General features: G+C 61.9%; 11 protein-coding genes. 2 read left to right on the top strand and 9 right to left on the bottom strand.

All coding sequences use genetic code 11. From position 1 onward, the window contains the following. Window positions 1-12: 12 nt before the first annotated feature. The 6 genes from FCU66_RS21035 to FCU66_RS21010 form a co-directional block, all read right to left on the bottom strand. Window positions 13-1,644, bottom strand: coding sequence for an ABC transporter ATP-binding protein (locus FCU66_RS21035; protein ID WP_136619869.1), 1,632 nt, complete (start codon window positions 1,642-1,644; stop codon window positions 13-15). Next, the gene (locus FCU66_RS21030) at window positions 1,641-2,786 is read right to left on the bottom strand and encodes an ABC transporter permease (protein ID WP_136619868.1); all 1,146 of its coding nucleotides are present in this window, start codon (window positions 2,784-2,786) and stop codon (window positions 1,641-1,643) included. The genes FCU66_RS21035 and FCU66_RS21030 overlap by 4 nt, the downstream gene beginning before the upstream one ends. After that, a complete protein-coding gene (locus tag FCU66_RS21025) occupies window positions 2,786-3,883 on the bottom strand; it encodes a microcin C ABC transporter permease YejB (RefSeq protein WP_109666276.1) in 1,098 nt (365 codons plus the stop codon). Before FCU66_RS21025 ends, FCU66_RS21030 begins: the two co-directional genes overlap by 1 nt. Before the next feature lie 30 nt (window positions 3,884-3,913). Next, window positions 3,914-5,782: an extracellular solute-binding protein gene (locus FCU66_RS21020; RefSeq protein ID WP_136619867.1), complete on the bottom strand. Its 1,869-nt coding sequence runs from the start codon at window positions 5,780-5,782 to the stop codon at window positions 3,914-3,916. Further along, window positions 5,782-7,662, bottom strand: coding sequence for an extracellular solute-binding protein (locus tag FCU66_RS21015; protein WP_136619866.1), 1,881 nt, complete (start codon window positions 7,660-7,662; stop codon window positions 5,782-5,784). Before FCU66_RS21015 ends, FCU66_RS21020 begins: the two co-directional genes overlap by 1 nt. A gap of 155 nt (window positions 7,663-7,817) precedes the next feature. Beyond that, entirely contained in the window at window positions 7,818-8,492 is a 675-nt protein-coding gene (locus FCU66_RS21010) for a c-type cytochrome (protein WP_136619865.1), read from the bottom strand. Window positions 8,493-8,686: 194 nt separating this feature from the next. Between FCU66_RS21010 and FCU66_RS21005 the strand changes: the two genes are divergently transcribed. Together FCU66_RS21005 and FCU66_RS21000 are read left to right on the top strand one after the other, a co-directional pair. Next, entirely contained in the window at window positions 8,687-9,415 is a 729-nt protein-coding gene (locus tag FCU66_RS21005; protein ID WP_136619864.1) for a 3-deoxy-manno-octulosonate cytidylyltransferase, read from the top strand. 44 nt (window positions 9,416-9,459) lie between these two features. Next, window positions 9,460-10,323 (top strand): prephenate dehydratase, encoded by an 864-nt coding sequence (locus FCU66_RS21000; RefSeq protein WP_136619863.1) that lies wholly within the window; start codon window positions 9,460-9,462, stop codon window positions 10,321-10,323. Here FCU66_RS21000 and FCU66_RS20995 read toward each other — a convergent pair. The 3 genes from FCU66_RS20995 to FCU66_RS20985 are packed head-to-tail and all read right to left on the bottom strand — an operon-like array spanning window position 10,320 to window position 12,065. Next, window positions 10,320-10,625 (bottom strand): Dabb family protein, encoded by a 306-nt coding sequence (locus FCU66_RS20995; protein WP_136619862.1) that lies wholly within the window; start codon window positions 10,623-10,625, stop codon window positions 10,320-10,322. The two genes, FCU66_RS21000 and FCU66_RS20995, sit on opposite strands and share 4 nt — an antisense overlap. A 37-nt stretch (window positions 10,626-10,662) precedes the next feature. Further along, window positions 10,663-11,604, bottom strand: coding sequence for an NAD(+) diphosphatase (nudC, locus tag FCU66_RS20990; protein WP_136619861.1), 942 nt, complete (start codon window positions 11,602-11,604; stop codon window positions 10,663-10,665). A 41-nt stretch (window positions 11,605-11,645) separates the two neighbouring features. Then, window positions 11,646-12,065 carry an HIT domain-containing protein gene (locus FCU66_RS20985; RefSeq protein ID WP_013527933.1) on the bottom strand — a complete coding sequence of 140 codons (420 nt, stop codon included), beginning with the start codon at window positions 12,063-12,065 and terminating at the stop codon, window positions 11,646-11,648. Window positions 12,066-12,218: the final 153 nt, after the last annotated feature.

Below are 12,218 nucleotides of genomic sequence, written 5' to 3'. Positions count from 1 at the left end.
TCTTTACGCAAATTACTCGCTGACGATGCCGACAGGCGCCGTCTCTATCTTGAAGGCGGCCGAGATCAGCGCCCGAGTATAGTCGGTTTGCGGATTTTCAAAAATCTGCTGGGAAGGGCCGGCTTCGACGATCCTGCCGTTGCGCATGACGATGACGTCGTTGGCCAGCGCGCGGATGACTTTCAGGTCATGGCTGATGAAGAGATAGGCGAGGTCGTGCTTGGCCTGCAGGCTGCGCAGAAGGTCGACGACCTGCGCCTGCACGCTCATGTCGAGCGCCGATGTCGGCTCATCCAGCATGACGAAGCGCGGGTTGAGCACCATGGCGCGTGCGATGGCGACGCGCTGGCGCTGGCCGCCGGAAAACTCGTGCGGATAGCGGTTGCGTGTCGCCGGATCGAGCCCGACTTCCTTCAGCACGGCCGCCACCTTGTCGTCGCGCTGGTCGGGCGACAGCTTCGGCTCGTGGATCTTCAGGCCTTCCTCGATGATCTCGGCGATCGACATGCGCGGGCTGAGCGAGCCGAACGGATCCTGGAAGACGATTTGCAATTCGCGCCTGAGCGGCCGCATGGCGTTGAAGGACAGCTGGTTGATGTCGCGGCCGTTGAACTGGATGGACCCGGTCGACGAGATCATGCGCGCCAGCGCCAGGCCGAGCGTCGTCTTGCCGGAGCCGGATTCGCCGACCACGCCGAGCGTCTGGCCGGCGCGCACGGTGACATCGATGCCGTCGACCGCCTTCACATTGTCGACGGTGCGGCGGAAGAAACCCTGCTTGATCGGGAACCAGACCTTTATGTCCTTGCCGGTCATCACCGCCTTGGCGGCGGCATTGGCGGCCGGCGGCTTGCCCTTCGGCTCGGCGGCCAGCAGATGCCGGGTGTAGGCATGCTGGGGATTGGCGAATATCTCCTTCGTCGGTCCCGTCTCGACGATCTTGCCCTTGGTCATCACACAGACCCGGTCGGCAATCTTGCGCACGATGCCGAGATCATGGGTGATGAACAGCATCGACATGCCTTTGCGGCTCTTCAGGCCGGCCAGCAGTTCGAGAATCTGCGCCTGCACGGTGACGTCGAGCGCCGTCGTCGGCTCGTCGGCGATCAAAAGTTCAGGCTCGTTGGCCAGCGCCATGGCGATCATCACGCGCTGACGCTGGCCACCGGACAGCTGATGCGGATAGGCATCGAGACGCTTGTGCGGATCGCGAATGCCGACCTCGTTGAGCAACGCCAGCGTGCGCTCCTTGGCCGGGCGGTCGGCCATGCCTTGATGCAGCTTCAGGATCTCGACGATTTGATGCTCGATCGTGTGTAGCGGATTGAGCGACGTCATCGGCTCCTGGAAGATCATGGTGATCTTGTTGCCGCGCACCTGCCGAAGCTGCTTCTCGCTCATCGCAAGCAGATCGGCGCCCTGGAACAGGATCTTTCCCGAGGGGTGGCTGGCGCTGGGATAGGGCAACAGCTTCAGCACCGACAGTGCCGAGACCGATTTGCCGGAGCCGGATTCGCCGACCAGCGCCACCGTCTCGCCCTTGGCGATGTCGAACGAGATGTGGTCGACAGCCAGCGACTGGCCGCCGCCCTGGCCAAAGGCGACGCTGAGGTCCTGTACGCTGAGCAAGGGTGCTTCGCTCATCGGAACGTCTTGCGCGGATCGAAGGCATCGCGCGTCGCCTCGCCGACGAAGACCAGCAGCGACAGCATCAGCGAGATGACGATGAAGCCGGAAATGCCGAGCCACGGCGCGTTGAGGTTGCGCTGCGCCTGCTTGAGCAGTTCGCCGAGCGAGGCGGAGCCGGGCGGCAGGCCAAAGCCGAGATAGTCGAGCGAGGTCAGCGTCGAGATCGAGCCTGAGAGCAGGAAGGGCAGGAAGGTCAAGGTCGCCACCATGGCATTGGGCAACAGGTGCCGGAACATGATGGTGCGGTTGGGCACGCCGAGCGCGCGGGCCGCGTTGACATATTCGAAATTGCGGGCGCGCAGGAACTCCGCCCGCACCACGCCGACCAGCGCCACCCAGGAGAACAACAGCATCAGGCCGAGCAGGATGAAGAAGCCCGGCGGCAGGATGGCGGCGACGATGAGCAGGAGATAAAGCACTGGGATGGCCGACCAGATTTCGATGAAACGCTGGAACAGCAGATCGGTCCAGCCGCCGAAATAGCCTTGCACGGCGCCGGCCGCGACGCCGATCAGTGCCGAGCCGGCAGTCAGGATCAGGCCGAACAGGACCGAAATGCGGAAGCCGTAGATGACGCGCGCCAGCACGTCGCGCGCCTGGTCATCGGTGCCGAGCCAGTTCCAGTTGCCGACGATGCAGGCAGGGTCGGCGGCACCTTGCGGATACTGGTTGCAGCGCGTCTTGGCGTCATACTGCCAGGACGGCCTGGCCGGCGCGGCCTCCGGAATGGCGTTGTTGACGGTCTGATAGGAGTAGCGCACCGGCGGCCAGATCATCCAGCCATTGGCGTTGATCTCGTCCTGGATGACCGGGTCGCGATAGTCGGTGACGGCATAGAAGCCGCCGAATTTTTCCTCGGGGTAGGCGACCAGCACCGGAAACAGGATCTCGCCCTTGTAGGAAGCGATGATCGGTTTGTCGTTGGCGATGAATTCGGCAAACAGCGACAGCACGAACAGGACGAGGAATATCCACAACGACCAGAAGCCGCGCCGGTTGGCTTTGAAATTCTGCAGGCGACGCTTGTTGAGCGGCGACAGAAACGGCCGCTTGATCCGCGCGGGTGCCGCCTCCGCGGTGGCAGTAGCCTGCGACATCAGACGTCTCTCCGCTCGAAATCGATGCGCGGATCGACCCAGGTGTAGAGCAGATCGGACAGCAGGCCGACGAACAGCCCGAGAAGCGAGAAGATGTAAAGATTGGCGAACACCACCGGATAGTCACGCTCGACCACCGACCGGAAGCCGAGTAGGCCGAGGCCATCGAGCGAAAAGATGTTCTCGATCAGCAGCGAGCCGGTGAAGAAGGCCGAGATGAAGGCGCCTGGAAAGCCTGCGATGACGATCAGCATGGCATTGCGGAAGACGTGGCCATAGAGCACCTGCCGTTCCGACAGGCCCTTGGCCCGCGCCGTCACCACATACTGCTTGCGGATTTCTTCGAGGAACGAGTTCTTGGTCAACAGCGTCGTGGTGGCGAAGGCCGACAGCACCAGCGCGGTCAGTGGCAAGGTCATATGCCAGAAATAGTCGACGATCTTGCCCCACCAGGACAATTGATCCCAATTGTCTGAGGTGAGGCCGCGCAACGGAAACCAGTCCCAGAAGGACCCGCCGGCAAACAGAACCATCAGCATGATGCCGAACAGGAAGCCCGGTATGGCATAGCCGACAATGACGACGCCGCTGGTCCAGACGTCGAAGGGCGTGCCGTCCTTGACCGCCTTGCGGATGCCGAGCGGGATCGAGATCAGGTAGGACAGCAGTGTGATCCACAGCCCGATCGAGATCGACACCGGCATTTTTTCCAGGATCAGGTCGAGCACGGAAATGTCGCGGAAATAGCTGTCGCCGAAATCGAAGCGGGAATAGTTCCACAGCATCATGCCGAAGCGTTCGAGCGGCGGCTTGTCGAAACCGAACTGCTTCTCCAGCTTCTTGATGAATTCCGGATCGAGTCCCTGCGCGCCGCGATATTTCGAGCTGACATCGCCGGCGACGTCGAAATTGGCGCTGCCGCCTGCATCGCCACCGCCGCCGCCAAGGCGATCGCTGCCGCCCTGATTGGTCAGCCTGGCTATGACCTGCTCGACCGGGCCGCCGGGTGCGAACTGGATGACGGCGAAGGATATCGCCATGATGCCGAACAGGGTCGGGATCATCAAAAGGATGCGGCGCAGGATATAGGCGCCCATCAGGCTTTCTGCCCCCGTTGGACTGATATCTCAGCCTTTGCCAATTTTTGCCGCCTTGCCCTTATCGAACCACCACAGCGTCTCGACCGGAAAGCCGAAATCGGGCTTCTGCTCGACAAAGCCGAACATGTCCCAATCGGCGACGCGGTGATTCGCCAGATAGTATGTTGGAATCCAGTCCAGCCGCGCGCGCAAGACCCGGTCGAGCGCTCTGAGCGCCGTGACGAGTTCAATTCGGCTTTTCGCCTTGCCGGCTGCCACGACCAGCGCGTCGATGGCCTTGCTCTCGGTGCCGGGATAGTTGCGCTGCCCCGGCGTTTTAGCCATCCGGGAATCATAGAGCATCTCCAGGCCGTCGTCAGTCGGCGTCGCCCCGATCGACCAATGCAGCAGGGTAAGATCGAAGTCGTAATTGCTGTGCCGCTGTTCATACTGTGCCGAATCGACCTGCCGGATCGAGGCGTCGATCCCGATCGCCTTCATATTCTCGGACCATGGGGTGAAGATGCGAACGATGCCGTCATCCTCCGCCAGCATTTCGACCCGCAGCCGCTCACCCTTGTCGTTGACAAGGAAACTGTCCGCGCGCTTCCAGCCGGCTTGCGCAAGCAATCTCGAAGCTTCGCCCAGCAGCTTGCGGTCATGGCCCGAACCGTCGGACAGAGGTTGCGTCACGGCTTCGCCAAAGACCTCCGGCGGCAACTCGGCCCGGAATGGCTCCAGCAGGGCCAATTCCTCAGGCGAGGGCAAGCCTTCGGCTTTGTAATCGGACCGTTCGAAGTTCGATTGAGAGCGCTCGTAAGAGCCGTAAAACAGCGCCCGCTTCATCCATTCGAAATCGAAGCACCGGGCGATCGCCCGCCGCACCCGCTCATCGCGGAATTGCGGACGACGCTGGTTCAGTGCGACGCCCTGCATGTCTGGCGTCTTCTCGCCGGGAAATTCCCGTTTGACGACCTTGCCGTCCTTCAGCGCCGGAAAGTCGTATCCGGTAGCCCATACCCGCGCGGTGAATTCCTCGCGAAAATGCGTGTCGCCTTTCTTGAAGGCCTCGAATGCCGCTTGCCGGTCAAGATAGAAGTCGATGCGGATGCGGTCGAAATTGTAGAGGCCGCGGTTCACTGGGAGATCGCGGCCCCAATAGTCGGCCACCCGGCCATATTCGACAGTCTGTCCGGCCGCCACGCGCCCAATTTTGTAGGGTCCCGAGCCAAGCGGCGGTGTCATGGTCGAGGCATCGAAATCATTGGCCGTATAAAAGGCCTTGGAGACGATCGGCATTCCCACGATCGCAAGGATGTTTTGCGCCGACTGTTTGCCGTTGAAGGTGAGATTGAGGGTTACGGGATCGACCGCGACCGCCTCAGTCATATACCGCAACGCCTGGGAAAGGTTCGGATGGCCCTTGTCTTTATAAAGCTTCAGCGCGAAGACAACGTCTTCCGCGGTCAGCGGCGAGCCGTCGTGGAAACGCGCTTGCGGTCGCAGCGCGAAGCGGAAACCGTTGCGGTCTGGCGACAGCGTAACGGTTTCGGCAAGCAGGCCATAGACCGCATCCGGCTCATCGAGCGCGCTTGTCATCAGCGAATCGAAACAGAGTTCGGTGCGCGGCGGCGCCTCCCCCTTCAACACCAGTGAGTTCAATGTGTTGAAGGTCAGGAAGCTCTGATTCAAGGTGGCGTTCGGCGGCGCGAAATTCATCTGGCCGCCCTTTGGGGCATCCGGATTGACATAGTCGAAATGCGTGAAGTCCGGTCTGTATTTGAGGTCGCCGAAAGCCGACAGGCCGTGCAGTTTGGTGCCGGTCGCAATATCGGCGAAGGCCCGGCCTGGCAACAGAGTTGCCGCGACTGCTGCCGTGCCGAGGGCCAGAAAGCCGCGACGGGGCAGGGCCGCCATCAATTGCTGCCCTTGTACTTGGCCGCCAGCGCCTTTTCCTTGTCCGGGTCGATCCACCAGGAGTCCAAATCGACGCCGAGATAGGTTGGCTGCATTTCAGGCATGTCGAACTTGTTCCAGTATGCAGCCCGAACTTTCCCCAGGTGCCATTGCGGCACCATGTAGAAGTTCCAAAGCAACACCCTGTCGAGGGCGCGGGTCGCAGCCACCAGGTCATCACGGTCAGTTGCAAAGATGACGCGGTCGATCAGTGCATCGACGACAGGGTTCTTGATGCCGGCCAAATTGCGTGACCCGGCCCTGTCCGCTGCAGTGGAACTGAAAAAGTCGCGCTGTTCGTTGCCAGGTGAGTTGGATTGCTGAAAGCCTGTGAGCGCCAGCATGTCGAAGTCGAAAGCGCGGGTTCGGTTCGTATACTGACTGTCATCGACAATGCGCAGCGTTGCATCGATGCCCAGGCGACGCAAATTGTCGATGAAAGGCGAGGCGACCCGCTCGTCAACGGGATCATTGCCGAGGAACTCGATCTTGAACACTTCGCCGGTCTTCGCATTCACCAGCTTTCCGGCCTGATTGACCCAACCGGCTTGCTTGAAAAGCTCGTAGGCCTTGCGCAAATTCTCGCGCCCCGATTGTGGCGTGTCGTATACAGGCAGCTTGAATTCCTGCGTGAACAGTTCAGGGGGCAACTTGTCTCGAAACGGCTGGAGAATCTCCAGCTCCTTGCCTTGTGGCAGGCCAGTCGAGGCCAGATCGCCGCCTTCGAAATAGCTGTCCGTGCGCGTATAGGCGCCGAAGAAAATGGTTCGGTTCATGCTCTCGAAATCATACGCGTAGGTGAGTGCCTGGCGTACACGCACATCCTGGAACAGCGGGCGGCGCGTATTCATCAAATAGGCCTGCATGGGTTCCGGTGACGTCGTGGGGAATTCCTTTTTTATGACATCTCCTGATTTGATCGCCGGAAAGGTGTACTCGACCGCCCAACGCTGGGCGCGTGCCTCGGCGCGGAAGTCCTCGAAGCCCCCCTTGGTGAAGGCCTGCCAACCGGCGTTGTCGTCAAGGAAATAGCTGAAACGCTGCTTGTCGAAATTCTCGCGGCCGATCTTCACCGGCAGTTTGGCGCCCCAATAGTCCGGCACACGCTGCCAGATGATTTCAGAACCCGGCTTGAAACTGGCGATCTTGTAGGCGGCTGACCCCAGCGGCGGCTCCAGAGTCGTTTTGGTGATGTCGCGTTTCTTGCCATTGGCGTCGTTGCCCTCCCACCAGTGCTTCGGCAGAACGACCAGATCGCCGAGAATCTTCGGCAGTTCCCTGTTGCCCTTCTGGTTGAAATGGAACTCGACCTCGCGGTCGGAGACCGCGACCGCGTCGGTGACGTTCTCAAAATAGCGATTGTACAACGGGCTGTTGGCCTTCAGCACCTTGAACGACCAGATCACGTCGTCGACGGTGATCGGCTGGCCGTCATGCCATTTGGCGCGCGGGTCGAGCCGGTAGGTCGCCGAGGAATAGTCGGCCGGATATTTGTAGGCATTGGCGATCAGCGGATGACTGGTGCTGCCTTCGTCGGTCGCCTGCTCCATGAGGGTGTCGTACAGCAGGCCGCCGCCGAATCCGACGAGGCCGGCCGCCGGCGATCCCTGCACGATATAGGGATTGAAGTTGTCGAAGGTGCCGATCACCACCCGGTTCAGCGTGCCGCCCTTGGGCGCATTCGGGTTGACGTAGTCGTAGTGCTGGAAATTGTCGCCGTATTTGGACTCGCCGATCAGCGATGAGGTGGTGCGCCATTCGTCGGCGCGGGCAGCCTGCAATCCCGCCGCCAGAAGGGCTGCCGCCAGCAACGACTTGAGAAGCGTTCGGCCAACCGTCATGCACTATCCTCTTCGCAATGCCCGTTATGGGCAATCTAGATGATTTGGCGCTCGTGAAAACCGCCATGCGCGGCTTTGTCGCCGCATATGCGGTTTTCCTAACAAAAAAGCCGGGCTGAACCCGGCTTTTTCAAGGTCGTCGAGATGATATCTGGTTATTGAGCCGGCGCCGGTGCGGGTGCGGCTGGAGCCGGGGCGGCGGGAGCGGCCGGCGCTGCTGGCTTGGCGGGAGCTGCGGCTTCAGCCGGCTTGGCCGGCGCGCTCGCATCGGCGGCAGCGCCTGGTGCCGGCAGCGGCTTGGGGCTGTCGGACAGCGTGCGCAGATAGGCGATGACGTTGGCACGGTCCTCGTCCTTGGGCAGGCCGGCGAAGCCCATGGCGGTGCCCTTTACGAATTTCTTCGGCGAGGTGATGAAGTGGTTGATGTTGTCGTAGGTCCACTTCTCGGTGCCGCCCTTGGAAAATTCCTTCATGCCGGCCGAATAGGCAAAGCCTTCATGCTCGGCCACCGGGCGGTCGACGAGATCCCACAGATCCGGGCCGACCTTGTTGGGGCCGCCCTTTTCGCCGGAATGGCAGGCCTGGCACTTCTTGAAGACGGCAGCACCCTGCTCGACATTGGCGGTCGCCAGCAGGTCGGCGATCGGCTTGGCTTCGGCGGCAGGCGCGGCCGGGCCGCCTTCGGCCGGCTCCGTGGCCTCGATGGCGAAACCGGGCTTTTCCGGCGCCGGCGAAGCAAACAGCGCATCGGACACAATGCCGACCGAGAAGACCACGAAAACGGTTCCGAGCAATCCGGCGAGCAGTTTGTTGACTTCGTTGGAATCCATACGCCCCTTGCTCCCTTTTCCGGCGGACCGAACCGTTCACTCCGTCCGTCGGTATCGTGACCCACCCTGCCAGGGCGGTCAAATCGGGCGGAAACTAGGTCTTTTGCTGCGGCGTTGCAACACCTATAAGGGCGCTTCCAGTGAGACCTTTTGCCACTTTCCCTGCCCACTTTTTGAGACGCTTTGCACCTGAGATGTCCACGCTGATCCTGATCCCGGCCCGCATGGCCTCGACCCGCCTGCCGGGCAAGCCGCTGGCCGACATCGCCGGCGCCCCGATGATCGTCCATGTCGCCCGCCGCGCCGCCGAGGCCGGCCTTGGCCGGGTGGTGGTGGCGACCGACACGCAAAGTGTGGCCGAAGCGGTGCGCGCACACGGTTTCGAGGCCGTGATGACGCGCATGGACCACGAATCCGGCTCAGACCGCATCCACGAAGCGCTGGTCGCGCTTGATCCTGAGCGCAAGGTCGAAACCATCGTCAATGTGCAGGGCGACCTGCCGACCATCGATCCCCAGATCATCGCCGCGTCGCTCAGGCCGTTCGAGGACGGGGCGGTAGACATCGCCACCCTTGGTGTCGAGATCGTCCGCGACGAGGAAAAGACCAATCCCAACGTCGTCAAGATCGTCGGTTCGCCGCTCTCGGGCACCAGGCTGAGGGCGCTCTATTTCACCCGTGCCACGGCACCCTGGGGAGAAGGGCCGCTTTATCACCATGTCGGTCTCTATGCCTATCGTCGCGCCGCGCTCGAGCGTTTTGTCGCGCTGAAGCCGTCGCCGCTCGAACGCCGCGAGCGACTGGAGCAGCTGCGGGCGCTGGAGGCCGGCATGCGCATCGACGTCGAGATCGTCGAGTCGCTACCGCTTGGCGTCGACACGCCGGAAGACCTCGAACGCGCCAGAACCATCCTTGCAAACTGAAAAATCCCTTCGAAGCCGAGACCCCTTGAATCGAGAATTGGCCCATGCCTGAAAAGACCAACAGAATATCCTTCCAGGGCGAGCCGGGCGCCAATTCCGACACCGCCTCCCGCAACGTCTATCCATCGATGGAACCGTTGCCGTGTCCGACCTTCGAGGATGCGTTCAACGCGGTCGAGACCGGCAAGGCCGACCTCGCCATGATCCCGATCGAGAACACCATTGCCGGGCGCGTCGCCGACATCCATCATCTCCTACCGGAATCGAAGCTGCACATCATCGGCGAATATTTCCTGCCGATCCATTTCCAGCTGATGGTGCTGCCGGGCGTCAAGCGCGACGAGATCAAGACGGTGCACAGCCACATCCACGCGCTTGGCCAGTGCCGCAAATACATCCGCAAGAACGGCTGGAAGGCGATCGTCGCCGGCGATACGGCTGGTGCCGCCAAGATGGTCTCCGAGGTCAAGGACCGCACCATGGCGGCGCTGTCGCCGGCGCTGGCCGCGACGCTCTATGGGCTCGATATCATCGAGCAAAATGTCGAGGACACCGACTCTAACGTCACCCGCTTTGTCGTCTTGACCAAGAACAAGCAATGGGCCGAGCGCCCGTCGGCTGACGTCAAGATGATGACGACCTTCATCTTCCGCGTCCGCAACGTGCCGGCCGCGCTCTACAAGGCGATGGGCGGGTTTGCCACCAACGGCATCAACATGACCAAGCTGGAGAGCTACCAGCTGGGCGCGTTCACGGCGACGCTGTTCTACGCCGACATCGAGGGCCATCCCGACGACCCGCTGGTCAAGCTGGCGCTGGACGAGCTTCGTTTCTTCTCGCGCGAAGTGCGGATTCTCGGTGTCTATCCGGCCAGCGCGTCGCGTGAGCAGTGGAAAGTGGCGGACTAAATCACCGCGCCCAGTGGCACGTAGTCGATCTCCATGAACGCCGCGACCTCCGGCACCCAGCGGTCGCGCACGAAGGCGACATGGTCTGGATGGTCGTTGAACCTGTTGTAGGCGGCCTGGTCGGCGAACTCCATCGAGAAGCCGAAGTGATAGTCGTTCTTGGGGCTGATCTGCCGCAATTGCTCGAAATGCGTGACGCCCCTGATCGCGGTGAGGATTTTCTTGGCGTCGACCAGGAACCTCTTTTCCTCCAGCGAATGCGGCGGATGCTTCAGCGTGAAGACGACGGTGTGACGGATCATGTCCTGCTCCTGCAATGTCTTTCGGTGTTCGCTGCCATCATTCCGAGTCGACCCAGGCGCGGATGAGGTGATGCGCAATGGCGCCTTTCGGTGGCGTGATCAAATTGCCGGGATGCTCCCGGGTCAGCATCAAACGCACCTCGTCGCGGGCAAACCAGCGGCAGTCCTCCAGCTCGTTGAGATCGGCCTGGATATCGTCGTTGAGCGGCTCGCCAAAGCAGCCGATCATCAGCGAATAGGGAAACGGCCAGGGCTGGCTGGCGTGGTAGACGACGCGGCCAAGCCTGATGCCGGCCTCTTCCAGCGTCTCGCGGCGCACCGCCGCTTCGATCGTCTCACCCGGCTCGATGAAGCCGGCAAGGGCCGAGTACATGCCCGGCGCGAAATGCCGGCCGCGCCCGAGCAGGCACTTCTCCCGCGTCGCCGTCAGCATGATCGCCACCGGGTCGGTGCGCGGAAAATGCTCGGTGCCGCAATTCGGGCAATGCCGCTTGTAGCCGCCGGCCCGCATCTGCGATTGCGTGCCGCATTTGCTGCAGAAACGATGGCTGGCATGCCAGGCAAGCAGGGCCGCCCCTTGCGCCATCGCGCCGGCAGCCGCCTCGTCGATCAGCCCTTGCATATAGACCGAGCGGTAGTCGATGGCCTTGATGGTTTCCGGCAATTGATCGGCGTCGATGCCGGCCGGCACGGCCAGCACCGGTCCGTTTTCGGAAAAGCCGAGCAGAACACCCTGTTCGAGGGATGGTTTGAAGGGTTGGCTTTCGGCCGCGCCGAACCAGGGATCAAGGCCGCCATCCCCGAGCTTCAGATAGAGCCGGCCGCCATTCATCAGAAGCAGCCGCGTCGCCGGATCGGCGAGCGCCTTGTCGACGGAATCGTCGGCGCGGTTCTCGGATTGCCGGTCGATGGTGTTGCCGGCAAAGCCGACGAACTGGCTCGGCTCGCGCAAAGGCGCGTCAAACAGGCGGAAGCTCATGGAGACTCTGGCGTACGTTGCGGGATGGACACGGGGAACGCTTATAGCGCCGCCTTGATCGTTTCGGCAAACCGCCGCAGGTCGGAACGTTGATAGGGTTCACGCAGGCCGTGCCCCCACACCGGGCCTGGCCAGCCGGGATCGCCTTCCGAACGCGCGATGACATGGATGTGCAGCTGGCGCACGATGTTGCCGAGCGCGCCGGTGTTGATCTTGGTACAGCCGGTCGCCTTCTTCAGCGCCTGTGCCACCATATTGGTCTCGAAGGTCAGCATCGCCTGGTCGAGCGGCGTCATGTCGTGGATTTCCTCCGCGCCCGGCCGCTGCGGCACCAGGAGCAGCCATGGCCAGCGGCGGTCGTTCATCACGCGCAGTTCGCACAGCCCAAGCCACATCAACTGCTCGCTGTCCGCCTCCAGCCGGGCGTCCAGCGTGAATCCGGCCTTCAGGCCCGGCAACATCGGCGTTTCCCTTGCTTTTCTTGGTTTGCTCAAACGCAGGAACGCTAGAGCGGCGGCAAGGGGGCTGCAAGCGAATCATTGCGCCGCTCACGGTTTGGTGCGCCAATTCCATATTTTTACGATTTCTCCGGCGCACTGTCGGTAGCTAATCAA

Origin of the sequence: Mesorhizobium norvegicum (genome assembly GCF_004919685.1) — a bacterium.
Lineage (GTDB): Bacteria > Pseudomonadota > Alphaproteobacteria > Rhizobiales > Rhizobiaceae > Mesorhizobium > Mesorhizobium norvegicum.
Note: the sequence above shows the minus strand (reverse complement) of the source record. Positions and strands in the feature narration are given on the sequence as shown.